This is a genomic window from Streptomyces sp. NPDC005483, from assembly GCF_040606035.1.
Classification (GTDB): Bacteria; Actinomycetota; Actinomycetes; order Streptomycetales; family Streptomycetaceae; genus Streptomyces.
In genome coordinates, this window is sequence record NZ_JBEXEA010000001.1 from 117,541 (window position 1) to 141,483 (window position 23,943).

Genomic DNA, 23,943 nt, shown 5'->3' on the forward strand with positions numbered 1-23,943 from the left:
ACCGTAGGCACATCGCCACACCCCGCGCCTGTCCCTGCCGGGGTCACCCTTCCGCTTCCTCCGCCAGCACCCGCTGAGCCGTCGCGAAGGCCGAGTTCGCCGCCGGTACCCCGCAGTACACGGCCGTCTGGAGCAGTACGGCCCCGATCTCCTCCGGCGTGAGACCGTTGCGCCGCGCCGCGCGGACGTGCATGGCCAGTTCCTCGTAGTGGCCGTGGGCGACCAGCGCCGTCAGCGTGATCATGCTGCGCTCGCGGCGGCTGAGCGTCGGGTCGGTCCAGATCTCGCCCCACGCGTAGCGCGAGATGAAGTCCTGGAAGCGGGCGGTGAACGGTGTCTGCCGGGCCTGCGCCCGGTCCACGTGCGCATCCCCGAGAACCTCGCGCCGCACCTCCATGCCCCGCTTGGCACCCCCGTCGAGATGCGCCCGCAGGGCGGTGAGTACCCCTTCCGGGCACTGCGCCGGTGCCAGGTGCGAGGCCCCGGGGAGTTCGACGAGCGTGGCGCGCGGCACCGCGTCGGCGATCTCCCGCAGGTGGGGCGGCGGGGTCGCGGGATCCTGGCGGCCGGCGATCAGCAGGGTCGGCGCCGAGATCCCGGTCAGCTGGTCGCGCAGGTCGAAGGAGGCCAGGGCGTCACAGCAGGCGGCGTACGCCGACGGATCGGCCTCGGCGTGGTCACGGAGCAGTTCCGGCTCGCTGAAGTCACCCGCGAACCAACGGGAGTCGGCGCTCTCCAGCAGCCACTCCATGCCCTCCCGGCGGACCCGCTCGGCCCGCTCCTGCCACGGCTTGCTGCCGTTGAAGTGGGCCGAGGAGCAGATCACCGCGAGCGACTCGACGCGCTCCGGGTGATGCACGGCCAGATGGAGACCGACCGCACCGCCGAGCGAGACCCCCGCGTAGGCGAACCGTTCGACGCCGAGCGAGTCGGCGAGCGCCAGCACCAGGTCGGCGAGGTCACCCACGGTGGCGCCGGGACCGATCAGGCCGGCCGCCGAACCGCCGTGTCCTGGCAGGTCCCAGCGGATCGCCCGGTGGGTGAGGGACAGCTCGGGCGCCACCTTGTCCCACAGGGCGTACGACGTCCCGAGCGACGGCCCGAGCAGCAGTGGGGGAGCGGAAGCAGGGCCCTCGGCGCGGTGGTTGAGAAGTTTCTCGGTCAACGTCGCTCCAGAGCACGGTCGGTGAGAGCACCGGCGGAACCGGTGTAACGGGCGGGATCGGTGAGATCGTCGACGTCGACGCCCTTCAACTCGGGCTCGCGGGCGAGGAGTTCACCGAGCGGCAGTCCTTCGGTGTACGTCCTTTTGGCGAGTTCCGTGAGCAGGGCCTTGGCGCGGGCCCGGCCCAGCACGGACGCCAGCTCGGCGGACAGCCGCTCGGAGACGATCAACCCGTGGGTGAGACCGAGGTGTTCGCGCATGGTCTCCGGACGGACCCGCAGTCCCTCGGTCAGTTCGGCGGTGTCCCGCGCGGCTCCGCCGACCAGCCGCAGCAGGTCCCTGAGCGGCTCCCACTCGGCGTGCCAGGCCCCGGCCGGCCGCTCGTCCTCGGCGGCGAGCGAGCCGTACAGGGTGGCGGCGAGCTGCGGAGCGCGCCGTGCGGCGGCGGCGACCAACGTGGACCGCACGGGATTCGCCTTGTGCGGCATGGCCGAGGAGCCGCCCCCGCTGCCCTCCGCGAGCTCGGCGATCTCGGTACGGCCGAGCACCAGGACATCAGCGGCGATCTTGCCCAGCGCACCGGCGGTGAAGGCCAGGCATCCGGCGAGGTCGGCGATCGGGGTGCGGAGGGTGTGCCAGGGCAGCACCGGTGCCCGGAGTCCGAGCTCTGCGGCGAAGGCCGCCGTGAGGGCCTGGGTGTCCTCGGTGCCGTACGCCGTGAAGGCCGCCGATGTCCCGGCGGCGCCGCCGAGTTGGACGGGAAGGGAGCCTCGTACGATCGCGACCCGGTCCCGCGCGTCCAGCACCAGTGACCGCCACCCGGCCGCCTTGAGGCCGAACGTCGTCGGGACCGCGTGCTGGGTGAGCGTCCGCCCCGGCATCGCGGTGTCGCGGTGGTCGGCGGCGAGCCGGGCCAGGGCCCGCTGGACGCGGTCGAGGTCCGCCGACGCGAGATCGAGGGTGCGGGCCGCCACCAGCATCGTCGCCGTGTCCAGGATGTCCTGACTGGTGGCACCCCGGTGGACGTACGGCCCGTACTCCTCGCCGACCGCCTCGGTGAGGTCGGCGACCAGGGGAATGACGGGGTTGCCGCCGCCGCGCGCCCGCTCGGCGAGGGACCGTACGTCGAAACGGCCCGCGTCGGCCGCCTCGGTCACCGCGTCAGCCGCCGCCGTCGGAGCCACGTCCAGCGCGGCCTGCGCCCGGGTCAGGGCGGCCTCCGCCTCCAGCAGCGCCTGGAGGTAGGCGCGGTCGGAGGTCGCCGCGGCGGCGGGGGAGCCTGCCCACCCGGGGGCGAGCAGGCCGGTGTCCGGATCGGGAGAAGTCACTGGAACTCCAGGAAGACCGTTTCGCCTTCGCCCTGAAGGCGGATGTCGAAACGGTAGGTGCCATCGCCCTGCCGGCGCGCGATCAGCGTGTCGCGCCGCTCCGCCGGCACCCGGGCCAGCAGCGGGTCGGCGCTCAGGGCCGCTTCGTCGCCCGGCAGGTAGATCCGGGTGTACAGGTGCACCAGCAGCCCGCGCGCGAAGACGCACACGCTGATGTACGGGGCGCTCTGCCCCCGCGCGCCCGGCCGCAGTGTCCGCGCGGTCCAGTGGCCGTTGGCGTCGGTCTGGATCCGGCCCCAGCCGGTGAACTCCACGCCGTTGCGGCCCAGGTAGCCGCCGCTCGCCGGGTCGCGCCGGATCGAGCCGTCGACCTGCGGGACGTTGCCGTCCGGGTCGGCGCTCCACAGCTCCACGAAGGCGTCGGGCAGCGGGTCGCCCGCGCCGTCGGTGATGTAGCCCTGGAGGACGATCGTGTCCGGGTGGCCGATGGGCGCGATGTCGCCGCCGCCGGGGAAGGGCAGGGCGTGGCCGTAGAAGGGGCCGACCGTGTGCGACGGGGTCGGCAGCACGGTCTCCGGACGGCTGGTGTCGATCTTCGTCATGGCTGGTCAGCGTCCTTCTTCGATCCAGGTTGCCTGCGGTCCGTCGAGCACGATGTCCCAGTGGTAGCCCATCGAGAACTCCGGGACGGACAGGCTGTGGTCGTAGGTGGCGACGAGCCGCTGTCGGGCCGAGTCGTCCGTGACCGACTGGATGATCGGGTCGTAGGGGAACAGCGGGTCGCTCGGGAAGTACATCTGCGTCACGAGCCGCTGGGTGAACGCCGTGCCGAAGAGCGAGAAGTGGATGTGGGCCGGCCGCCAGGCGTTGACGTGCTGGCGCCAGGGGTACGGGCCCGGCTGGATGGTGGTGAAGCGGTAGAAGCCGTTGTCGTCGGTCAGGGTGCGGCCGACGCCGGTGAAGTTCGGGTCCAGCGGGGCGTCGTGCTGCTCGCGCTGGTGGGCGTAGCGCCCGGCCGAGTTCGCCTGCCAGATCTCGACCAGCTGCCCGCGCAGCGGACGGCCGCTGCGGTCCAGGAGCCGCCCCTCGACGGTGATCCGCTCACCGATCGGCTCCCCGGTGTGCTGCCGGGTGAGGTCGTTGTCGATCTCGGTGATGTCCCGTTCCCCGAAGGCGGGCGAGTGCAGTTCCACCAGCTCGGGGTCCTGGGCCACGTCGATGCCGATCGGCGGTTGTTTCGGGTGCCGCAGCACCGAGGACCGGTAGGGCGCGTAGTCGCGCCGCGGCTGGTGCTCGACGGGGGCGCCCTCGGCGAGCCGCTTCTCGTAGGCGGCGCGCTCGGCGGCGACTTCCTGGTCGATGTCGTGCTGGGTGAGAGTCATGGGTGTTTCCCGGGGTTCCTGACGTTCTCGTCGAAAGGGGCAGGGGAGGAGAGGCGCTCATCCACGTAGCCCCATCTCTCCAAGTGCTCAGTGCACTGAGTATTTCAGCGAGGTTTCTCTTAAGCTGCCACTGTGGCAGCCTGACGTCAAGGTTCCATACTCTTCAGTGCACCAACCAAAACCATCGACCAACCTGACTCGGGAGCGCACATGGCCGCGGTGGACCTCACCACCCACCCCGGGCACCTCGCCCGGCGGCTCCAGCAGGCGCACTACCTGCTGTGGAACACGATGGTCTCCGAGGAGATCACCTCCCCCCAGTTCGCCGTACTGAACGCGCTCGTCGCCGAGCCGGGGCTCGACCAGCGCACGGTGGGGGAGCGGGTGGGGCTCGACCGGTCCACCATCGCCGAGGTCATCAGCCGGCTCGGCCGGCGCGGACTGCTCGACAAGGTGCGCGACCCCCAGGACGGCCGCCGCTTCCTGCTGCGCCTGACCGAGGACGGGGTGCGCACCCACCGCAAGCTGACCGTGCGCACCGCCCGGATGAACCAGGTCTTCCTGGCGCCGCTCTCCGCCGAGGAACAGAGCCGTTTCTTCGAGCTGATCCGCCGGGTCGCCGACGCGGCGGAGGGGCTCCGCAATCCCGCGGAACCCCTCCTCACCCAGCCCTGATCAGGTCGCCTTCGCGAAGACGACCCAGACCTGGCCCTCGGCGAAGTTCACCGGGGAGCCGTCCTTGGTGGTGAACTCCGTGCCGTCCGCGGCCTTTGCCCGCTTCCAGTTCACGTCGTAGGCGCGGCCGTCGCGCAGCACCTTCGCCCGGCCCGAGCCCACCGTCACCGTGTACGGCGTGTTGTTGCCGAGGAAGTCGTGGAAGGCGGACTTGCGGACCTTCACGTACTGCACGACGACCGTGGCCGGGGCCAGCCGCTTTCCGTCGGCCGTCACGTCCGGGGCGCCGTCCATCGAGACCAGCCAGCGCTGTCGGCTCGGCGACCAGGTGAAGGTGAAGCGGGCGGCCGGGAAGCGGACCGTCTCCGAGGTGTCCGCGGTGCCGCCGGCGGGTGCGGGGCCGTAGCGGAAGCCGTTGGTCAGCGCGGCCGCGCCCGGCGTGGCGGGCACCAGGCGCTTCGGGCGCAGGTAGAGGTTGTGCGGGGAGACCTTGCCGGCGCCGCGGAAGTAGGCGCCGGACGCCTTCTCGGGGGTCCGGGCGGCCAGCGGCGCCCGGTTGATCAGCGGCATCAGCTTGCCCTGGGCTCCGGAGAAGGCGAGCGTGGGGTCGTCGAACTGCCGTAGCAGCTCAAGGTCCGACTCGCGGGCGCTGCGCACCGGGCCGACCGCCTTCGGCAGCTTCGTCGCGTACACCGCCATGAGACGGCTGAGACCGCCCTCGACCTGCTCGGCGTAGACGACGTCGGCGGAGTCGATGCCGGTCTGCGGGCGTGCCGCCCCCACGTTGTCGATCTTCACCGCGAGCACGGAGGGACCGTCGGCCTCCTTGCTCCGTTTCGGGGTGTCCGGTGCCGAGGTGCCCGGTTGCGCCGTGCGGAACTGTCCGCGTCCGTCGTCGGCCGGGCCACGGGGTGAGCCGTGTCCCGTGCAGCCCGCGGCGAAGAGGCCCGTGGCGGTCAGCAGTGCCGCCGCCGTACGGACGCGTCGCGTGCGCGCCCCTCGCTCCGTACCCACCATTCCCGCCATGCCCACCGTGCCCGCCCGTCTCGTGTCTTTGATTGTGCGCTAATAAGTTCATTGGTGGCCATACCCGTCAGTTTCTGATTAGTCGCGTCGACTACGCCGATCGGCCCTGATCACGGTTCGGCGGGGGCGCCTCGGGTACCCGGGGGCGCCTACCCAGGACCGACACGCGACGTGACGGAGGGAGCGCCGGGATGAAGGCTGTGACCTGGCAAGGCAAGCGGGACGTAAGGGTGGAGGAGGTGCCCGATCCGCAGATCAAGGAACCGACGGACGCCGTCATCCGGATCACCTCATCCGGGTTGTGCGGCTCCGACCTGCATCTCTACGAGGTACTGACGCCGTTCATGACGCCGGGCGACATCCTCGGCCACGAACCCATGGGCATCGTCGAGGAGGTCGGCGCCGGGGTGCCGGACCTCGCGGTGGGCGACCGGGTCGTCGTGCCCTTCCAGATCGCCTGCGGCAACTGCTGGATGTGCATGACCGGGCTGCCGACCCAGTGCGAGACCACGCAGGTCACCAGCGAGGGCATGGGCGCCGCCCTGTTCGGCTACACCCGCCTGTACGGCGCCGTACCGGGCGCCCAGGCCGAGTACCTGCGCGTCCCGCAGGCCCAGTTCGGGCCCATCAAGGTCCCCGAGGGCCCGCCGGACGACCGCTTCGTCTACCTCTCCGACGTGCTGCCCACCGCCTGGCAGGCCGTCACCTACGCGGACGTCCCCAAGGGCGGCAGCGTGGCCGTGCTCGGACTCGGGCCCATCGGCGACATGGCCTGCCGGGTCGCCCAGGTGCTCGGCGCCGGGCGCGTCTTCGGCGTGGACCTGGTGACCGAACGACTGCGCCGGGCCCGCACGCGAGGCGTGGAGACGTACGACCTCAGGAGCTTCGACAGCGAGAAGGAGCTGGTCCAGGCGATCCGCGACGAGACCGACGGACGCGGCCCGGACGCCGTGATCGACGCCGTCGGCACCGAGGCGCACGGCAGCGCGGCCGCCCGGCTGGCACAGAACGCCACCGCGGTGCTGCCCAGGAAGCTCAGCGGACCGTTCGCCGAGCGCTTCAGCATCGACCGGCTCGCCGCCCTGCACACCGCCATCGAGCTGGTGCGCCGTGGCGGCACGCTCTCCCTCACCGGCGTCTACGGCGGTATGGCGGATCCGCTGCCCATGCTCACGATGTTCGACAAGCAGATCCAGATCAGGATGGGGCAGGCCAACGTGCGGCGCTGGGCCGACGACATCATCCCCTACCTCACCGACGAGGACCCGCTCGGCGTCGACGACTTCGCGACCCATCACGTGCCGCTCTCGGACGCCCCGCACGCGTACGAGATGTTCCAGAAGAAGCAGGAGGGCGCGGTCAAGGTCCTGATGCGGCCCTGACCACGCGGCTCAGCCCAGGATCTCGTCGAGGTCGTAGCGGACCGGCTCCTCCAGCTGCGCGTACGTGCAGCTGGAGGCCGTCCGGTCGGGCCGCCAGCGGCGGAAGCGGGCCGTGTGGCGGAACCGTGCGCCGTTCTCCATGTGGTCGTACGCCACCTCCGCCACCCGCTCCGGCCTGAGCGGCACCCAGGACAGGTCCTTCTTGCCCGACCAGCGACTCGGTGCCCCGGGCAGCCGGGCGCTCTCGTGCGCGGCCTCCTGAGCCCAGGCCGCCCAGGGGTGCCCGGACACGTCCGCCATCCGCAGCGGCTCCAGTTCGTCGATCAGCTCGGCCCGCCGCTTCATGGGGAAGGCCGCGGACACGCCGACGTGCTGGAGAGTGCCCCGGTCGTCGTGCAGGCCCAGCAGCAGGGAGCCGACGACCGGGCCGCTCTTGTGCAGCCGGTAGCCCGCGACCACCACGTCCGCCGTGCGCTCGTGCTTGATCTTGAACATGGCGCGCTCGTCCTGGAGATAGCGCAGGGTGAGCGGCTTGGCGATGACACCGTCCAGGCCCGCCCCCTCGTACTCCTCGAACCACTGCCGGGCCACGTCGATGTCGGTGGTCGCGGGCGCGAGGTGCACCGGGGCCGTGACCCCGGACAACGCCGTCGTGAGCAGCTTCCGGCGCTCGGCCAGCGGGACGTTCAGCAGTGACTCGTCCTGGAGCGCCAGCAGGTCGAAGGCCACGAACGAGGCCGGCGTCCGCTCCGCCAGTGTGCGCACCCGGGAGGCGGCCGGGTGGATCCGCTCGGTCAGCGCGTCGAAGTCCAGCCGTCCGTCCCGGGCGATGACGATCTCCCCGTCCATCACGCAGCGCTCGGGCAGCCGCTCCCGCAGCGCCTCCACCAGTTCGGGAAAGTACCTGGTCAGCGTCTTGCCGGTACGGCTGCCCAGCTCGACCTCGGCTCCGTCGCGGAACACGATGGCCCGGAAGCCGTCCCATTTCGCCTCGTAGTGCATGTCCGGCGGGATCTTCGCCACCGACTTGGCGAGCATGGGCTTCACGGGGGGCATCACCGGCAGGTCCATGGTCCTGATTCTGCTGGGCGCCGGTGCTTTTCGCCTGATGTGCGAGGTGTGCGCGGTGGGCCTACCGTGGCCGCATGGGTGACGCTGTGGAACTGGAGGCGGGCGGCCGGACCGTACGGCTGTCCAGCCCGGACAAGATCTTCTTCCCGGAGCGCGGCTTCACCAAGCTGGACCTGGCCCGCTACTACCAGGCCGTCGCCCCCGGCATCCTGCGCGCCCTGCGCGACCGCCCCACCACCCTGGAGCGGTACCCGGACGGCGTGACGGGCGAGAACTTCTTCCAGAAGCGGGCGCCCAAGAACATGCCCGACTGGATCCCGACCGCCCACATCACCTTCCCCAGCGGCCGCAGCGCCGACGAGATGTGCCCGACCGAGGAGGCCGCCGTCCTGTGGGCCGCCCAGTACGGCACCCTCACCTTCCACCCCTGGCCGGTCCGCCGCGAGGACGTCGACCGCCCCGACGAACTCCGCATCGACCTCGACCCGCAACCCGGCACGGACTACGACGACGCCGTGCGCGCGGCTCACGAACTGCGGGCGGTCCTCGAGGAGTTCGGCGGCCTGCGCGGCTGGCCCAAGACCTCCGGCGGACGCGGCCTGCACGTCTTCGTGCCCATCGAACCGCGCTGGACCTTCACCCAGGTGCGGCGGGCCGCGATCGCGGTCGGGCGCGAGATGGAACGCCGGATGCCGGACCACGTGACCATCAAGTGGTGGAAGGAGGAGCGGGGCGAGCGCATCTTCATCGACTACAACCAGACGGCCCGCGACCGTACGATCGCCTCCGCCTACTCGGTACGGCCCCGCCCGCACGCCCCCGTCTCGGCCCCCCTGCGCTGGGAGGAGGTCGGCGAGGCGCACCCGCAGGACTTCGACATCGCGACCATGCCCGCGCGCTTCGCCGAACTCGGCGACGTGCACGCGGACATGGACGATCACGCGTTCTCGCTGGACGCCCTGCTGGAACTGGCCCGTCGTGACGAGCACGAGCACGGCCTGGGCGATCTGCCGTACCCGCCCGAGTATCCGAAGATGCCGGGAGAACCCAAGCGGGTACAGCCGAGCAGGGCCGCGGCGAAGAAGGCGCCTCCTACAGCTCCTTGATCCTGACGTCCCGGTACGAGACCACGTCCGTGGTGCTGTGCACCTGGAGCCCGATGTAGCCGGAGGAGAACCGCCGCCCGTCCGTGCCCGGGTCGTCCGAGCGCGGCGGGGAGAAGTCCTGGCCGCCGAGGTTGTCGAACTCGTTGATCAGCACACCGTTGCGGTAGACCGAGTAGTGCTGGTCGACCACCCGGATCTCGTAGTCGTTCCAGGTGCCCTTCTGGGTGACGCCCGCGCCGGCGAGCCCCACCCGGTCGAAGCCGTAGACCGACCCGGTCTTGTACATGTCGCCGTCGGGCCGGTCGAGCACCTGCACCTCGTGGCCGTACTTGATGGCGACCCACTCGGGGCGGGACTCCTCCGGGTGGTCGTGGACCCACGGGAACCGCACGAACACACCGGAGTTGGCGTTACCGGTGCCCGGGGCGTCGTCCCGCCACTGGAGCTTGAGCGAGAAGTCGCCGTACTTGCGCTCCGGGAACCAGAGCATGCCGAGGCCGTCCTTCGTGGTACCGGACGTGATGGACCCGTCGCCGTTGGGTGCGAACGAACCACCGCCCACCTGCTGCCACTTGGCGAAGGACGCCGCGCTGCCGTCGAGGATGGTGCGGTAGCCCTCGGTCTGCCCGGGCTTGCCGATCCCGGACTCACGAGCCGCCGCGTCGATCGCGTCGTACTCGCGCTCGTCGACGACACCTTCCTTGAACAGCTTGTCCAGGACCGTCTTCACGTGCTTGAGGAACAGCGCGTGGGACGTCCACTCCTTCTCGTCCTCGATCAACTCGTTGATCCGGCACCGGCTGTTGGTGATCCGGTTCGGCACCCCCGAGTCGACCGTGCCGACGATCACCGTCAACCGCTCGTCGAGCTCGGCGCAGTTGGGCGCCGGGACCTGACCGGAGACCACCGTGAAGGTCACCGTGCGGGCGGCCGAGGTGTTGCCGGCCTTGTCCCTCGCCCGGTACGCCAGGGTGTGTGTGCCCGCCCGGTCGACGGCCACGGGGGCGGTGTACGCCAGGTAGGGTCCGGCGTCGATCGAGTACTCCACACCGGCGACACCCGAACCGCCCTCGTCCGTGGCGCTCACGGTCACCCTGGCGTTGCCCACGTACGCCCCGTCGGAGTTCCGCGTGCCGTCCACGGTCACACCGGTCACCGGCGGGGTGGTGTCCTGCGGGGCCGCCGCGACGACCGTGAAGCGGACGCTCTTCTCGGCGGCCACGTTGCCCGCCTTGTCGGTCGCCCGGTAGCGCACGGTGTGGGAGCCGACCTGGTGCACCATCACCGGCATGGTGTAGGTCTGCCAACTCCCGTCGTTCACCGCGTACTCGATCGTGTCGACCCCGGATCCGGTGTCGGAGGCCGAGACGGTGACCGTGGCCATGTCGATGTACGTCCCGTCGGGATTCTGCTGCCCGCTCACCGCCGCCGAGGTGTCCGGCGGGGCGGTGTCGTCCGAGGGCGGCGGGACGACCGTGAAGTCGGCGCTCTTCTCGGCGGAGACGTTGCCCGCCTTGTCGACGGCCCGGTACCGCACCTTGTGGTCGCCGGCCTGGTCGACGACGACCGGGGCGGTGTACGGCTGCCAGGCCCCCGTCTCCCCGATCGCGTACTCGATCCGGTCGACGCCGGACCCGCCGGCCTCGTCGGTCGCCGTGACCGCCACGCTCGCCGAACCGACGTACTGGCCCTGCGCGTTCCGCGTGCCGGTCACCCGGGCCGTCGCCGAGGGCGCGGTGGTGTCCTCGCCGCCGCCCTCGGTCACCACGAGGATGCCCTGCATCTGGCCGTGGCCCGGGATCGTGCAGTGGTAGAAGTAGCGGCCCGGAGTGAGGGTGACCTCGGCGGTGTGGCGGCCGCCCATGTCGTCGTTCGGGTTGGCGAGGATGTTGAGTTCGACGTCGTCGTTGAACTCGGGGTCGCTGGTCACGAAGGTCAACGTGTGCGGCATGCCCGTGGTGTTGCCGGTGGCCGTGCTGTTCTCGAAGACGATCGTGGCCGGGCCCGCGACGGCCGTCGTCGGGACGGAGCCGTACTTGGTGATGTCGTCGCCGGCGGTCCAGGTGAGTGTCTGCGCCGCCGCGGGGGCCGCGTCAGGCCGTGCTTCGGACGTCGACTGGAGCCCGAGCATCATCAGCAGGGCGGCCAACAGGACCGTCAGAGCTCTCCGGGGATGCATCACTGCCCTCCTCCCGCCAGCTGTCCGGCGACCGGGGTCGGTCCGCCGCCCGTGTAAGTGACCCGCCACAGCGCCGACTTGGCGTCCGAGGTGAAGAACCCGCGCCCGTAGTCGAGGACGTACAGCGCGCCGTCCGGACCGAACTTCCAGTCCATGAGGTTCTTGATGCCGTCGTTGCCGATCGGCACGATCTTCTTGAGCGACTCCGAGTGGACGGGCAGCCCGCCGTCGCCGTGGGTCCTCGGGTCGGTGATGACGGCGTTGCGTGGCTGGTCGGCGTCGTAGAAGTCGCCGACGAACCACTTGCCGTCCCAGTAGGAGGGCCACTTGGTCGTGCTCGCGCTCGCCGTGTCGTAGCGGTAGACCGGCCCGTTCATCGCGGCCTGGCCACCGCCCTTGAGCCACGGCAGCAGGTACGTGGTCTCCTCCTGCTTGTAGGACGGGATGCCGTTCGCGTCGCGCGGGAAGTCCGGGGCACCGCCCTGCGGCGAGTACCAGATGTTGTTGCCGGTGACCGGCGGGAGGTTCACCAGGCCGTCGTTGTTGGGCGACTCGTTCTTCGGGTGGTCGCAGTCGTACCACCCCAGCGGCTGGTCGGGGTTCGGCAGGTTGCGGTCCCGGTAGGGCTGCTTGTTGCCCATGCAGTACGGCCAGCCCCGGTTGCTCGCCTTGGTGATGACGGCGAAGGTGTCGTACTTGGCCGGGCCCCAGGTCGTCGAGGGCGCGCTCGCGTCCGGCCCGACCCATCCCGCGTACAGGATGTCGGTCTTCTTGTCGACGAAGATCCGGGCCGGGTTCCTGACACCCATGACGTAGATCTCGCCTCGGGTCTTGCCGCCGCCCTCGGCGGTCTCCTTGCCGGTGAAGAGGTTCCCCTCGGGCAGCGTGTACGTCCCGTCGGCCTCCGGGTGGATGCGCAGGATCTTGCCGTTGAGGTTGTTGGTGTTGCCGGCGGTGCGGCGCGCGTCCGCGAAGGAGACACCCTTGAAGTTCGGCTGCGGGTTGTTGCCCGAGTAACCGCCGCTGAATCCGCTGGAGTTGTTGTCACCCGTCGCGATGTACAGGTTGCCCTTGGAGTCCCAGGACATCCCGCCGCCCGCGTGGCAGCAACTGTGCACCTGAACCGGCCACTTGAGCAGGACCTTCTCGCTGTTCAGGTCCAGCTTGTCGGTGGCGAGGTCGAGGGTGAAGCGGGAGACCCGCCGCTCGGCCATCCGGGTGTCGCGGTTGAGCCGGGAGTGCGGGGTGTAGTGCAGATACACCCAGCCGTTCTCCTCGAAGCGCGGATCGAGCTCGATCCCGAGCAGCCCCTCCTCGACCTTCACCAGCTCGTCGCCGCCGCCCTTGTTGCCGAAGACGGTCAACTCGCCCGCCAGGGTGACCTTCTTGGTCGCGGGATCGTAGACGTGGATCTGGCCTTTGCCCTTGCCGACGTCCGGGTTGTTCCAGTCGGTGATCACCGGCTGGGAGGAGTCGGCGCCGCCCCTGCCGATGTACAGGACCCGCCCGTCGGGGGCGGTGACCAGCCCGTGCGGTTCGCCGATCTGGTCGTTCTGCCCGGCCTGGTTGGGCTGGGTGAGGCGCTCCGCCTTGTAGTTGGCGTTGATGGTCGCCTTGCAGTCGGCCTGCACGAGCCGCGAGGTCCACAGCAGCGCGCCGCGCAGATGGGCCCGGAAGTCGGTCTCGTCGTACGAGGACACGGTGCCGCCCATACCGGTGTAGAAGGACCGGCCGCCGTCGTAGTCCCGGCACCAACTCACCGGGTGGTCCCAGCCGTTGGCGCTGGCGCCGGGCCGGTATGTCGACTCGCGCACCCGGGCCACGGTGTGCACGTCCCCGGACGGGTTCTTCGTCCAGTTGAACCACTGGTCGGGACGCTTCCACTGGACCGGCAGGTCCCTGGTCGCCGGATGCTGCCGGTCGCCCACCTCGACGGTGGCGCGCTGGACGGCCGTGGGGCTGGTGGTGGCCGGACGGGCGCCCAGGAGACCGGTGAACCAGTCGGAGTACGGCTCGGCGCGGGCCGCGTCATGGATGCCGACGAAGCCGCCGCCCGCCTCCATGTAGGCCTCCAGACCGGCCTCCTGGTCGGGGTCGAGGACATCGCCGCCGCCGGTCAGGAAGACGATCGCGTTATAACTCCCCAGCGTCTTCTCGTCGGTGAAGACCCTGGCGTCGTCGGTGGCCTCGGTCTCGAACCGCTGGTTCACCGGACCGGACAGCCCGATCCTCTCGATGGCGGCGATCCCGGCGTTGACGACCGGCGACTCGTCCCCGGCGGCCGCGGATCCGTAGAAGACCAGCACCCGTACATCCCCGCCGCCCGGTGGCGACTTGACAGACATCGTTGTCGCGGACGGATCGGGGGCAGGTAGCGCCCCCGCCGCCGGTCCGGACATCAGCCCGGCGGCCACGACCCCCGCGGCCACGGTGGCCGTCCAGACCCGTCTCCTCGCGCTTCCTCCGCTTCTCGCGCTCAACCCTCGTAAGTGCATGGGCACCTCCTCGGTCACAGCAACAGCGCCATGGAAGCTAGACCCCTTTGCCTCACTCGCCAATACCTATGACCGGGATCGCACGAACTTTGTCCTGAGTGTGGATAAACGGCGAGGGGGCCGGTACCGTCTCACAGGTTCATCACAGGTACGTCTCCGCAAAACCCGTATCACGGTGGGGAGTTCTGCATGGGCGCACTGGACAGACGTGGATTCAACCGGCGGGTGCTGCTCGGCGGCGCGGCCGTCGCGACATCGTTGTCGATGGCCCCGGAGGCCCGGAGCGCCTCGGGTCCGGCGCAGGCCGCCCCGGGCGGCGGCGAGGTCAAGCGCATCAAGCTGTACGCCGAGAAACTCGCCGACGGGCAGATGGGCTATGGCCTGGAGAAGGGCAGGGCGACGATCCCCGGTCCGCTCATCGAGCTCAACGAGGGCGACACCCTGCACATCGAGTTCGAGAACACCATGGACGTCAGGGCGAGCCTGCACGTCCACGGGCTGGACTACGAGATCTCCAGCGACGGCACGAAGGTGAACCACAGTGACGTCGAGCCGGGCGGCACCCGCACCTACACCTGGCGCACCCACGCCCCGGGCCGCCGCAGCGACGGCACCTGGCGGTCGGGCAGCGCGGGCTACTGGCACTACCACGACCACGTGGTCGGCACGGAGCACGGCACGGGCGGTATCCGCAAGGGCCTCTACGGCCCGGTGATCGTCCGCCGCAAGGGCGATGTCCTCCCCGACGCGACGCACACCATCGTCTTCAACGACATGCTCATCAACAACCGGCCGGCGCACTCGGGGCCGAACTTCGAGGCCACGGTGGGCGATCGGGTCGAGTTCGTGATGATCACGCACGGTGAGTACTACCACACCTTCCACCTGCACGGTCACCGCTGGGCGGACAACCGCACCGGCATGCTCACCGGGCCCGACGACCCGAGCCAGGTCATCGACAACAAGATCGTGGGCCCGGCGGACTCGTTCGGCTTCCAGGTGATCGCGGGGGAGGGGGTCGGGGCGGGCGCGTGGATGTACCACTGCCATGTGCAGAGCCACTCCGACATGGGGATGGTGGGACTGTTCCTGGTGAAGAAGACGGACGGGACGATCCCGGGGTACGAGCCGCACGAGCACACCGAGCAGCGGGCCGAGCACCACCACTGACGGATCATGGGCGGGTGACTCTCCTTCTCACGCGCGGCGACGTGGAGACGGTGCTGGAGCCGGAGGTATGCCTCGACGCTCTGCGGCACGGCTTCCGCACCGCGCACAGCGTGCCCGTCCCGGGGCAACGGGTGCGCACGGACCTCCCGTTCCCCGGTACGGCCACCGCGCTGATGCCGGGACTGCTTCCCGGCATCCCGGCTTACACGGTGAAGGTCAACGCCAAGTTCCCCGGCGCCCGGCCCGCCCTGCGCGGGGTGATCTGCCTGCACAGCGGCACCGACGGCGAGTTGCTGGCGCTGCTGGACTCGGCGACCGTCACCGCGTGGCGGACGGGGCTCGCGGCCGCGCTGGGCACGCATCTGCCGGCCGGCCGGGCAGACGTCGTCGGAGTGATCGGGGCCGGCGCGCAGGCCGAGTTGATGGTGCGGGGTCTTCGGGTGCTACGACCCCTCGGCGCCCTGGTCGTCCATGACACGTCGGCCGAGCGCGCCGCGGAGTTCGCCGCGCGGCACGGTGGCCGTGTGCTGTCCTCCGCCGCGGAGGTCGCCCTGGTCTCGGACGTCGTCCTGTCGGCGACCTGGTCGCGGGAGCCGCTGCTGAGCCTGGCGGACACGCGGCCGGGCCAGCACTTCACGAGCCTGGGCGTCGACGAGCCGGGCAAGGCGGAGCTGGCCGCCGACCTGCTCGACGCGTCCGTGGTCGTGGTCGACGACCGCCCGCTCGCCGTGAGCACGGGCGTGCCGGCGGGCGGCGGGATCGCGGCGGCGACCCTGGGCGAGGTGGTGCGGGGCGATCACCCCGGCCGTTCGAGCGACACGGACCGCACGGTCTACGCACCCGTGGGGCTGCCCTGGCAGGACCTCGCGGTCGCCTGGACGGCGTACGAGAGGGCCGGGCGGGAGGGGACCGGGCAGCGGGTCGACCTGCTGGCGTGAGGCCGTGCACCGCACGTTCCCGGTCGTGGGTGTCCGCCGTGCCGCGTCGCGAGAGCGCTCTCACCGGGTCCTCGTCCGGGGCTATCCTGATCCGCACCCGCCGACGAGGAGTCCCGAAGTGACCGAGACAGCGCCGCGCCCCACGCTGGAGGCCGTGGCGGCCCGGGCCGGCGTGTCGCGGGCCACCGCGTCCCGGGTGGTGAACGGCGGGGACGGGGTCCGGGAGCCGCTCGTCGAGCGGGTGCGCAGGGCCGTCGAAGAGCTCGGTTACGTGCCCAACCAGGCCGCCCGCAGTCTCGTCACCCGGCGCCACGACGCCGTCGCCGTGGTGGTGGCCGAGCCGGAGACCCGGGTCTTCGCCGACCCCTTCTTCGCTCTGCAACTCCGGGGAATCAGCAAGGAGTTGACGGCCCACGACCAACAACTCGTCCTGCTGCTCACCGAGGGCCGCGACGACCATGTCCGCGTCGGACGCTACCTCGCCGGAGGGCACGTCGACGGCGCCCTCGTCTTCTCGCTGCACCTCGACGACCCGCTGCCGGAACTGATCCAACGGGCCGGTGTCCCCACGGTGTTCGGCGGACGGCCCGGCTGGAGCGACGGGACGACGGACGCCGCGTACGTCGACAGCGACAACCGGGGCGGTGCCCGCGAGGCCGTACGGCATCTCGTAGGGCTCGGGCGCACCCGTGTCGCCCACATCACCGGCCCCCTCGACCAGACCTCCGCGGCGGACCGGCTCGACGGCTTCCGGGACGTCATGGGCGACGCCGACCCGGAGCTGGTCGAGCGGGGCGACTTCACCCCGTCCGGTGGGGAGCGGGCGATGCGGGCCCTCCTCGACCGGTGCCCGGACGTGGACGCGGTGTTCGCCGCCAACGACCTCACCGCGTCCGGCGCCCTGCGCGTGCTGCGCGAACGCGGGCGCCGGGTGCCCGAGGACGTGGCGGTGATCGGCTTCGACGACATGCTGCCGGTCGCCGAACAGACCGATCCGCCGCTGACGACGGTCCGTCAGGACATCGAGGAGATGGGCCGGTTGATGGCCCGCCTGCTGCTGCGGGACCTCGACCGCAGCAGCGGGGGAGCCACACCTGCCGGTGTCGTCCTGCCGACGACGCTGATCCGCCGCGCCTCGGCGTGACCCCCCGCCCCGCTCACGACTGCTGCGGCGCGCTCTTGATCACCGCGAAGCGGGCACCATGGGGGTCGGCCAGCTTGGCGACCCGGCCGACGCCCGGCACGTCCGTGGCGGGCAGCCGGACGCTGCCGCCCAGCTCCTGTGCCTTCGCCACCGTCCCGTCCGTGTCGGTGACCTCGAAGTAGGGCATCCAGTACGCCCCGGCCTGCGCCTCCAGCGGATCGTCGGCGAGGGGGACGATGCCGCCGAACATGCCGTCCTCGCTCTGCCCGTCCGGCAGCACGGTCGTGTACGTGCCGCCCGGGAACTCCACTGCGTAGGTCTCCAGGCCGAGAGCCGCGCGGTAGAAGTAGGCGGCCATCGGCAGGTCGGCCGTATATAGCTCGACCCAGCACAGCGAGCCCGGCTCCTGGGTGACGTCGAGCCCCTTGTTCCGCCCCGGCTGCCAGATGCCGAAGGGCACGCCCGCCTTGTCGGCGAGGATCGCCATACGGCCCTGGTCCATGACGTCCATGGGCTGCATGAGCACCGCGCCGTGCGCCTGCTCGGCCGCCTTCGCGGTGGCGTCCGCGTCCGGGGTCTGGAAGTACACGGTCCAGGACGGCGGGCCCTGCTCCGCGGTGGTCTGCATGCCGCCCGCGGCGGTCTTGCCGGCGAGCTGGAAGAAGCCGTAACCGCCGGCTTCGGGCGGGCCCGGCTGGAACTCCCAGCCGAACAGGCCGCCGTAGAAGGTGGTGGCGCCGTCGATGTCCGGGGTGCCGAGGTCGAGCCAGTTCGGAGCGCCGGTGACATAACGGGTCGTGAGCATCTCTGCCCTCCTCTGAGGGGTCCCGTTGCCTGCACTGCCGAGTCTTGCACCCTCCACTGACAATCGCTGCCGGGACGCGAACCCGCCTCGGATCGGATGAACCGTTTCCGCGCGCCGCCGTGCACCCCCGTACCGGGCGCGGGACCATCAAGGCGGCCCGAGGCCATGAACGGCACCGTTGATCGCGCGTTGATCGAACGTTTTTCGCTGCCCGGCACGATCTCGGCCATGCACATCGACACCATCACCCCGACCGACCCCGCCTGGCAGGCGCAGGCGTTGTGCGCGCAGACCGGGGCGGACTTCTTCTTTCCCGAGCCGGGCAGCTCGGTACGAGAGGCGAAGCGCATCTGCGGCATGTGCGAGATGCGCCCGGCCTGTCTCGAGTACGCCCTGGCCAACGACGAACGCTTCGGCGTCTGGGGCGGCCTCTCCGAGAAGGAGCGGCTGGCGATCAGGCGGCTGGACAACCGCTGAGCCGACTGCGGCGCGTACCGGGCGCCTGATCTCCAGCGGCGTCCGCGGACTCTGAGGGCAAGACGCGGCCGGTTCCGGGCACGCTTCGGTCGACCCGGCGATCCGGGGGTCGGTACCGCGGGAGATGCCGTTGGGCCCGGGCCGAGCTCCCGGTCGCCCGGCTCCAGGACCAACCAGCACAGAGGAGGCGACCCGGCGTTCGTCGACCCCGGGACCGGCGTCGACCAGGCCCGGCCGGAAGCCGACGGCCCGCACCGGACGTTCGACGCGCCGCCGACCGGACACGCCTATGGCGCGCCGACGGTCCACGTGAGGGCGTGCCGGCGGTCTTCGACGCATACGCCGATCACGCGTCGTTCGCGAACGAGCGCGGCTTCGGCGGCCGCGGGCTGCTCAGCGCCGCCGCCGAGCTCCCGGCCGGGGACGAAGGCCGGGCCGTGGTTCGGACGCACAAGGAGCAGGTCGAGCGCCTGATCGAGGGGCACCTGGAGCGGCTGCCGCCCCACCGCCCCGACGAGGCCCGCGGGCAGACGTCAGGCGCCCGCGCGAGCCGCCATCCGAGCCTTGCGGGCCGCCAGCTTCTCGTCGAACTTCAGGGCCTCCGCGTCCAGGCCACCCATGTACAGGCCGAGTTCCTCCTGCGCCTTCTGGCCTTCGGGGCCGAGGCCGTCGATCTCCATGACCTTCAGGAAGCGCAGGACGGGCTGGAGCACGTCGTCGTGGTGGATGCGCATGTTGTAGATCTCGCCGATCGCCATCTGCGCGGCGGCCCGCTCGAAGCCGGGCATGCCGTGGCCGGGCATCCGGAAGTTCACGATGACGTCGCGCACCGCCATCATCGTCAGGTCGGGCGCGAGCTCGAAGGCGGCCTTCAGCAGGTTCCGGTAGAAGACCATGTGCAGGTTCTCGTCGGTGGCGATGCGCGCCAGCATGCGGTCGCAGACCGGGTCCCCGGACTGGTGGCCGGTGTTGCGGTGCGAGACGCGGGTCGCGAGCTCCTGGAAGGAGACGTAGGCCACCGAGTGCAGCATCGAGTGGCGGTTGTCCGACTCGAAGCCCTCGCTCATGTGGGCCATCCGGAACTGCTCCAGCTTGTCCGGGTCCACCGCGCGCGAGGCGAGCAGGTAGTCCCGCATCACGATGCCGTGCCGGCCCTCCTCGGCGGTCCAGCGGTGCACCCAGGTGCCCCAGGCGCCGTCACGGCCGAAGAGCGAGGCGATCTCGTGGTGGTAGCTCGGCAGGTTGTCCTCGGTGAGGAGGTTCACGACGAGGGCGATCCGGCCGATCTCGGTGACCTTGGACTGGTCCTTCTCCCAGGCCTCGCCGTCCTCGAAGAAACCGGGGAAGTTGCGGCCGTCGCTCCAGGGGACGTACTCGTGCGGCATCCAGTCCTTGGTGACCTTCAGATGCCGGTTGAGTTCCGTCTCGACCACTTCCTCCAGCGCGTACAGCAGTCGCGCGTCGGTCCAGGCGGAGGACGGGCTGCCGAGGTGAGGGGAAGTGATCGTCACAGGTACTCCAGGGGGACGCGTGAACTGTTGGCTGGGGTCGGCGAGCGGTGCCGGGAACCTACGGAATCGTAGGCTACGAAACCGTAGGTTACGACACCGTAGGTTAAGAGTGTTGTAAACATCCCTGATCAGCAGTGTTCCCCGGGCATGACAAGCGGCCCGGGAACCGCAGGTCCATGGCCGTTGACGTGACACGCTCACTCCGTCAGGCGTACAGCTCCCGCAGTCGTACTGAGAGGCACGTCACACAGCCTTCCAGCTTCTCGAACTCGCTGATGTCCACCACGACCGGTTCGAATCCGAGGTCGGCGAGCAGTTCCGCGGTCCTCGGCGCGCTCGCGGCCATGAGCAGCTTGGGTCCGCCGAGCAGGACGACGTGGGCGCCGGCCTCCTCCGGCACGGAGAGGAAGCGCGGGAAGAGCGCGGGCCGGTCCACCTTGGGGATGTGCCCGATGACCGTCCCGTCCGGGAGTGCGGTGACCGCCGACTTCAGGTGCAGCACCTTGCTCACCGGTACGGCCACGACCCGGGCCCCGAGCGGTTCGAAGGCGGCCCGCAGCTGCTGGACGCCGGCCGCGTTGGTACGCCCGCCCCGGCCGACGTAGATCGTGTCGCCGATCTTCAGCACGTCGCCGCCGTCCAGGGTGCCCGGCTCCCAGATCCAGTTCACCGAGCAGCCCAGGCGCGCCACGGCCTCCTCGACACCGATGGTCTCCTCGCGCCGGGACTCGGCGCCGGAGCGCGCGATCAGGGCGACGTTCTTGTACATGACCACGGTGTCCTCGACGAACACCGAGTCCGGGCAGTCGTCCTCCGGATCCACCTCGACGGTCTCCCAGCCGTGCGTGCGCAGGGCCTCGACGTACGCCTCCCACTGTTCGAGCGCGAGGTCGACGTCGACCTTCTCCCGCTCGACGTGCGTCACCAGGCCTTCGGCGAGGCGCGGACCGGGGCGGCGGACGAGGGCCTTCTTGCTGGGCACGAGGGAACTCCGTATCGGCGGGACGGGGGCGGCGCCCGTGACGGGGCCCGATCAGCCATCATGCAGCGCCGGTACGTGTCGACAAAACCCCCGCGGCCAGGCTGTGGCCCTCCTGAGACGCGCCGCCGCTCACGAGTGCCGTCGCACCGCACGCGCGCGTGCCGCCTCATGGGCCTCGCGCAGCAGCCGTACGACGGTCCCCGTGGTCCGCTCGCCGGGATTCACGACGCAGATCCAGCCGAGGGCGCCGTAGACCGGGTGCGGCAGGAGAACGTCGGCCGTCGCGGGGTCGTGCCTCTGCCCCAGGAGTTCCGGGAGCGCCGCACGGCCGACCTGGACGTTGACCCGCCAGCGGCCCGGCGGGTCCAGGTCGGAGGCGGTGTCGTCGGGGTAGTTCTTGGTGACGATCGTGCCGTAGGGCTGGGTGTTGCGGGGCACCCGGCCGTCGGGGGTGCAGTAGAAGAACGCGTCGCCCCAGGCGATCTCGGGGGAGTCCCCGTCCGGCCCCGGGACGACCACGAGGGCCCCGTCGAAGCCGCGCACGGTCGCGATGATCTGCTCCATACTCATGGTTCAAGCGTGACCTTCAAGTGCTTATGTGGGGTTGGCCGGACGATGCGCACAGTCGACGTCGCCAAGGAGTGCGGGTATTCGGTGCAGCAGGTGCGCGACCTGGAGCGGCTGGGGGTGATTCCGCCCGCGGTACGGGCCGACAACGGCTACCGCTCCTACACGCCGCTCCACGTACGTGCGCTGCGCGCCTATCGAGGGCTCGCCGCGGCCGCCGGCCCCGTCGAGGCCCGGCGGCTGCTCGCCGGGCTGCGGACGGCGACGATCACGGAGGCGGCCTCGGCCATCGACGAGGTCCACGCCGGGCTCGCCCGGGAGCGCGCGGAGGTGGTGCGCGCCCAGCGGGCCCTGGAGCGTGTCCGGGCCGAGGAGGACGGCCGGGACGAGGACTCCATGACCATCACACAGCTCGCGGAGGCGCTCGGCGTACGGTCCTCGACGTTGCGGTTCTGGGAGGAGGAAGGGCTGGTCCGCCCGGAGCGGGTGACCACGCTGCGCGCACGCCGCTACGGCCCCGCGGCGATCCGGGCGGCACGCGTCGTCGTCGCCCTGCGCGCCGGCGGGTACGGCATCCCGGCCCTGCGCGAGGTGATGGGCTCCCTGGACGGCCTCGACGGGGCGGCGGACGCCCGCCGCGTCCTGCGGGGACGACTCGACCAGCTCGCCGCCCGGAGCGTGGCACTGCTCCGGGCGGGAAGCGATCTGGCAGCCGTCGTGGACGCTACGCGGGGAACTCCAGGGCCTCCGGAGTGACCTCCCGCAGCTCCCCGTCCAGCATCAGCCAGCGGGTGATGCCGATCGACTCCAGGAACGGCAGGTCGTGACTGGCCACGACCAGCGCGCCCTCGTACGACTCCAGGGCCGAGGTCAGCTGCCGCACGCTCGCCATGTCGAGGTTGTTCGTCGGCTCGTCGAGCATGAGCAGCTGGGGTGCGGGCTCCGCCAGCATCAGCGCGGCCAGCGCCGCCCGGAAGCGTTCGCCGCCGGACAGCGTCGACGCCGGCTGGTCGGCCCGGGCGCCCCGGAACAGGAAGCGGGCGAGACGGGCCCGCACCCGGTTGTTGGTGGCACCCGGCGCGAACCGGGCCACGTTCTCGGCGACCGACAGCTCGCCGTCGAGGACGTCCAGGCGCTGCGGCAGGAAACGGAGCGGCACATGGACCGTCGCCTCGCCCGACACCGGTTGCAGCTCCCCGGCGATCGTGCGCAGCAGCGTCGTCTTGCCCGCGCCGTTGCGCCCGATCAGCGCGACCCGCTCGGGGCCCCGCAGGTCGAGCCCGCCCTTGACCCGCGCGCCGAAAGCGAGTTCCAGGTCCATGAGCGTCAGGACCGTACGGCCCGGCGGTACGGCCGTGTACGGCAGGTCGACGCGGATCTCGTCGTCGTCCCGTACGGCCTCCACCGCCTCGTCGAGCCGGTCCCTGGCCTCGGCGAGCTTCTCCTCGTGCATGATGCGGTGCTTGCCCGCCGAGACCTGGGCCGAGCGGCTCTTCAGCTTCATGACGGCCCGCGGTTCGCGCTTGGTGTCGTACATCTTCTGGGCGTAGCGCCTGCGGTGCGCCAACTTGACCTGTGCGTCCACCAGTTCGCGCTTCTGTCGGCGGAAGTCCGACTCGGCGACGCGGACCATGCGCTCCGCCGCCTCCTGTTCCACGGCGAGGGAATCCTCGTAGGCGGAGAAGTTGCCGCCGTACCAGGTGACCTCCCCCGAGCGCAGATCGGCGATCTGGTCGACCAGGTCGAGGAGTTCGCGGTCGTGGCTGACCACGACCATGACCCCCGGCCAGGACGCGACGGCCGAGTACAGCCGCCTGCGGGCGTACAGGTCGAGGTTGTTGGTGGGCTCGTCCAGGAGCAGGACGTCCGGGCGGCGCAGCAGCAGCGCGGCCAGCCGCAGCAGCACCGACTCACCGCCCGAGACCTCGCCGATCGCCCGGTCCAACTCGATGTGACCCAGCCCGAGTTCGCCGAGGGTGGCCAGGGCCCGCTCCTCCACGTCCCAGTCGTCGCCGACCGTCTCGAAGTGCTCCTCGGCCACCTCGCCCGCCTCGATGGCGTGCAGGGCGGCGCGCTGCGCGGCGATGCCCAGCGCCTCGTCGACCTTCAGGTCGGTGTCGAGCGTGACGTTCTGCGGGAGGTAGCCAATCTCGCCCGCGACGCGCACGGCGCCGTCGGCCGGGGTGAGTTCACCGGCGATCAGCTTCAACAGGGTTGACTTTCCCGACCCGTTGACGCCGACGAGACCTGTCCGGCCGGGGCCGAAGGCGATGTCGAGGCCGTCGAGGACGGGGGTGCCGTCGGGCCACGAGAAGGCGAGTGAGGTGCAGGTGATGGAAGTAGACATACGGTCTCCGCGGTTGCTCGAAGCGTGAAGGGGCAAACGCGTATCGAGACACCCGCGACCACGGGAGACGACAGAGAACCGGAGGGCACGGACAGGGTCCTGCTCGTCGGAACGGCTCGTGTGCCGAGGTCGCACGCAGCGCACACACCTCAGGTGTGTGACACGGTGTCTCAGGACCTCAGACGAGCAACGT

The 23,943-nt window shown here is 70.9% G+C and carries 21 protein-coding genes; 8 read left to right on the plus strand and 13 right to left on the minus strand.

Annotated elements, in window-relative coordinates; all coding sequences use genetic code 11:
• Window positions 1–43: 43 nt before the first annotated feature.
• From pcaD to pcaH, 4 genes are read right to left on the minus strand one after another with little or no spacing between them, the layout of a single operon-like run.
• The gene (gene pcaD / locus ABZT06_RS00520; RefSeq protein ID WP_355732641.1) at window positions 44–1,165 is read right to left on the minus strand and encodes a 3-oxoadipate enol-lactonase; all 1,122 of its coding nucleotides are present in this window, start codon (window positions 1,163–1,165) and stop codon (window positions 44–46) included.
• Entirely contained in the window at window positions 1,162–2,493 is a 1,332-nt protein-coding gene (gene pcaB, locus ABZT06_RS00525; protein WP_355732644.1) for a 3-carboxy-cis,cis-muconate cycloisomerase, read from the minus strand. The genes pcaD and pcaB overlap by 4 nt, the downstream gene beginning before the upstream one ends.
• The gene (gene pcaG, locus ABZT06_RS00530) at window positions 2,490–3,095 is read right to left on the minus strand and encodes a protocatechuate 3,4-dioxygenase subunit alpha (protein WP_355732648.1); all 606 of its coding nucleotides are present in this window, start codon (window positions 3,093–3,095) and stop codon (window positions 2,490–2,492) included. Before pcaG ends, pcaB begins: the two co-directional genes overlap by 4 nt.
• Window positions 3,096–3,101: 6 nt before the next feature.
• A complete protein-coding gene (pcaH, locus tag ABZT06_RS00535) occupies window positions 3,102–3,875 on the minus strand; it encodes a protocatechuate 3,4-dioxygenase subunit beta (protein ID WP_355732651.1) in 774 nt (257 codons plus the stop codon).
• Between the two features lie 210 nt (window positions 3,876–4,085).
• Here pcaH and ABZT06_RS00540 point away from each other — a divergent pair, with 210 nt between their 5' ends.
• Window positions 4,086–4,550 carry a MarR family transcriptional regulator gene (locus ABZT06_RS00540; RefSeq protein ID WP_355732654.1) on the plus strand — a complete coding sequence of 155 codons (465 nt, stop codon included), beginning with the start codon at window positions 4,086–4,088 and terminating at the stop codon, window positions 4,548–4,550.
• Here ABZT06_RS00540 and ABZT06_RS00545 read toward each other — a convergent pair whose 3' ends face one another.
• On the minus strand, window positions 4,551–5,576 hold the full coding sequence (locus ABZT06_RS00545) for a DUF3048 domain-containing protein (RefSeq protein ID WP_355732657.1): 1,026 nt from the start codon (window positions 5,574–5,576) through the stop codon (window positions 4,551–4,553). It abuts the gene before it with no gap.
• Between the two features lie 191 nt (window positions 5,577–5,767).
• Between ABZT06_RS00545 and ABZT06_RS00550 the strand changes: the two genes are divergently transcribed.
• On the plus strand, window positions 5,768–6,958 hold the full coding sequence (locus ABZT06_RS00550; RefSeq protein WP_355732659.1) for a zinc-dependent alcohol dehydrogenase: 1,191 nt from the start codon (window positions 5,768–5,770) through the stop codon (window positions 6,956–6,958).
• Between the two features lie 9 nt (window positions 6,959–6,967).
• On the opposite strand, the gene ABZT06_RS00555 is transcribed toward ABZT06_RS00550, so the two are convergent.
• On the minus strand, window positions 6,968–8,029 hold the full coding sequence (locus tag ABZT06_RS00555) for an ATP-dependent DNA ligase (protein WP_355732662.1): 1,062 nt from the start codon (window positions 8,027–8,029) through the stop codon (window positions 6,968–6,970).
• A gap of 74 nt (window positions 8,030–8,103) precedes the next feature.
• Here ABZT06_RS00555 and ligD point away from each other — a divergent pair, with 74 nt between their 5' ends.
• Window positions 8,104–9,135 carry a non-homologous end-joining DNA ligase gene (ligD, locus tag ABZT06_RS00560; RefSeq protein ID WP_355732665.1) on the plus strand — a complete coding sequence of 344 codons (1,032 nt, stop codon included), beginning with the start codon at window positions 8,104–8,106 and terminating at the stop codon, window positions 9,133–9,135.
• Here ligD and ABZT06_RS00565 read toward each other — a convergent pair.
• Both ABZT06_RS00565 and ABZT06_RS00570 read right to left on the minus strand, forming a co-directional pair.
• A complete protein-coding gene (locus tag ABZT06_RS00565) occupies window positions 9,122–11,314 on the minus strand; it encodes a family 16 glycoside hydrolase (protein ID WP_355732668.1) in 2,193 nt (730 codons plus the stop codon). The genes ligD and ABZT06_RS00565 overlap by 14 nt on opposite strands.
• Complete coding sequence (locus tag ABZT06_RS00570; RefSeq protein WP_355732670.1) at window positions 11,314–13,809, minus strand: ThuA domain-containing protein; 2,496 nt, start codon at window positions 13,807–13,809, stop codon at window positions 11,314–11,316. Before ABZT06_RS00570 ends, ABZT06_RS00565 begins: the two co-directional genes overlap by 1 nt.
• Before the next feature lie 189 nt (window positions 13,810–13,998).
• Here ABZT06_RS00570 and ABZT06_RS00575 point away from each other — a divergent pair, with 189 nt between their 5' ends.
• From ABZT06_RS00575 to ABZT06_RS00585, 3 genes are all read left to right on the plus strand, one after another.
• On the plus strand, window positions 13,999–14,979 hold the full coding sequence (locus ABZT06_RS00575) for a multicopper oxidase domain-containing protein (protein ID WP_355732673.1): 981 nt from the start codon (window positions 13,999–14,001) through the stop codon (window positions 14,977–14,979).
• A gap of 14 nt (window positions 14,980–14,993) precedes the next feature.
• Window positions 14,994–15,917 carry an ornithine cyclodeaminase family protein gene (locus tag ABZT06_RS00580; RefSeq protein ID WP_355732676.1) on the plus strand — a complete coding sequence of 308 codons (924 nt, stop codon included), beginning with the start codon at window positions 14,994–14,996 and terminating at the stop codon, window positions 15,915–15,917.
• Between the two features lie 118 nt (window positions 15,918–16,035).
• Window positions 16,036–17,061 carry a LacI family DNA-binding transcriptional regulator gene (locus ABZT06_RS00585; protein WP_355732679.1) on the plus strand — a complete coding sequence of 342 codons (1,026 nt, stop codon included), beginning with the start codon at window positions 16,036–16,038 and terminating at the stop codon, window positions 17,059–17,061.
• A gap of 13 nt (window positions 17,062–17,074) precedes the next feature.
• Here the strand turns inward: ABZT06_RS00585 and ABZT06_RS00590 are convergent, their stop codons facing one another.
• Complete coding sequence (locus ABZT06_RS00590) at window positions 17,075–17,866, minus strand: VOC family protein (protein ID WP_355732682.1); 792 nt, start codon at window positions 17,864–17,866, stop codon at window positions 17,075–17,077.
• Window positions 17,867–18,094: 228 nt separating this feature from the next.
• On the opposite strand from ABZT06_RS00590, the gene ABZT06_RS00595 reads away from it, so the two are divergent.
• Window positions 18,095–18,343, plus strand: a complete 249-nt coding sequence (locus ABZT06_RS00595) for a WhiB family transcriptional regulator (protein WP_355734044.1) — start codon at window positions 18,095–18,097, stop codon at window positions 18,341–18,343.
• 533 nt (window positions 18,344–18,876) lie between these two features.
• Here the strand turns inward: ABZT06_RS00595 and ABZT06_RS00600 are convergent.
• The 3 genes from ABZT06_RS00600 to ABZT06_RS00610 form a co-directional block, all read right to left on the minus strand.
• On the minus strand, window positions 18,877–19,854 hold the full coding sequence (locus ABZT06_RS00600; RefSeq protein WP_355732685.1) for an acyl-ACP desaturase: 978 nt from the start codon (window positions 19,852–19,854) through the stop codon (window positions 18,877–18,879).
• A gap of 205 nt (window positions 19,855–20,059) precedes the next feature.
• Entirely contained in the window at window positions 20,060–20,836 is a 777-nt protein-coding gene (gene ddaH, locus ABZT06_RS00605; protein ID WP_355732688.1) for a dimethylargininase, read from the minus strand.
• A gap of 129 nt (window positions 20,837–20,965) precedes the next feature.
• The gene (locus ABZT06_RS00610) at window positions 20,966–21,400 is read right to left on the minus strand and encodes a DUF6194 family protein (RefSeq protein WP_355734047.1); all 435 of its coding nucleotides are present in this window, start codon (window positions 21,398–21,400) and stop codon (window positions 20,966–20,968) included.
• A 51-nt stretch (window positions 21,401–21,451) separates the two neighbouring features.
• Here ABZT06_RS00610 and ABZT06_RS00615 point away from each other — a divergent pair, with 51 nt between their 5' ends.
• A complete protein-coding gene (locus tag ABZT06_RS00615; RefSeq protein WP_355732691.1) occupies window positions 21,452–22,159 on the plus strand; it encodes a MerR family transcriptional regulator in 708 nt (235 codons plus the stop codon).
• On the opposite strand, the gene ABZT06_RS00620 is transcribed toward ABZT06_RS00615, so the two are convergent.
• Window positions 22,128–23,750, minus strand: coding sequence for an ABC-F family ATP-binding cassette domain-containing protein (locus ABZT06_RS00620; RefSeq protein ID WP_355732694.1), 1,623 nt, complete (start codon window positions 23,748–23,750; stop codon window positions 22,128–22,130). The genes ABZT06_RS00615 and ABZT06_RS00620 overlap by 32 nt on opposite strands.
• Window positions 23,751–23,943: the final 193 nt, after the last annotated feature.

Coding starts and splice junctions, on each gene's coding strand:
- ABZT06_RS00555 (WP_355732662.1), bottom strand. CDS start 8,029: ATGGACCTGCCGGTGATGCCCCCCGTGAAGCCCATGCTCGCCAAGTCG.
- ABZT06_RS00540 (WP_355732654.1), top strand. CDS start 4,086: ATGGCCGCGGTGGACCTCACCACCCACCCCGGGCACCTCGCCCGGCGG.
- ABZT06_RS00615 (WP_355732691.1), top strand. CDS start 21,452: ATGCGCACAGTCGACGTCGCCAAGGAGTGCGGGTATTCGGTGCAGCAG.
- ABZT06_RS00570 (WP_355732670.1), bottom strand. CDS start 13,809: ATGCACTTACGAGGGTTGAGCGCGAGAAGCGGAGGAAGCGCGAGGAGA.
- ABZT06_RS00610 (WP_355734047.1), bottom strand. CDS start 21,400: ATGGAGCAGATCATCGCGACCGTGCGCGGCTTCGACGGGGCCCTCGTG.
- ligD (WP_355732665.1), top strand. CDS start 8,104: ATGGGTGACGCTGTGGAACTGGAGGCGGGCGGCCGGACCGTACGGCTG.
- ABZT06_RS00545 (WP_355732657.1), bottom strand. CDS start 5,576: ATGGCGGGAATGGTGGGTACGGAGCGAGGGGCGCGCACGCGACGCGTC.
- ABZT06_RS00565 (WP_355732668.1), bottom strand. CDS start 11,314: ATGCATCCCCGGAGAGCTCTGACGGTCCTGTTGGCCGCCCTGCTGATG.
- pcaH (WP_355732651.1), bottom strand. CDS start 3,875: ATGACTCTCACCCAGCACGACATCGACCAGGAAGTCGCCGCCGAGCGC.
- pcaG (WP_355732648.1), bottom strand. CDS start 3,095: ATGACGAAGATCGACACCAGCCGTCCGGAGACCGTGCTGCCGACCCCG.
- ABZT06_RS00550 (WP_355732659.1), top strand. CDS start 5,768: ATGAAGGCTGTGACCTGGCAAGGCAAGCGGGACGTAAGGGTGGAGGAG.
- ABZT06_RS00620 (WP_355732694.1), bottom strand. CDS start 23,750: ATGTCTACTTCCATCACCTGCACCTCACTCGCCTTCTCGTGGCCCGAC.
- ABZT06_RS00575 (WP_355732673.1), top strand. CDS start 13,999: ATGGGCGCACTGGACAGACGTGGATTCAACCGGCGGGTGCTGCTCGGC.
- ABZT06_RS00595 (WP_355734044.1), top strand. CDS start 18,095: ATGCACATCGACACCATCACCCCGACCGACCCCGCCTGGCAGGCGCAG.
- ABZT06_RS00590 (WP_355732682.1), bottom strand. CDS start 17,866: ATGCTCACGACCCGTTATGTCACCGGCGCTCCGAACTGGCTCGACCTC.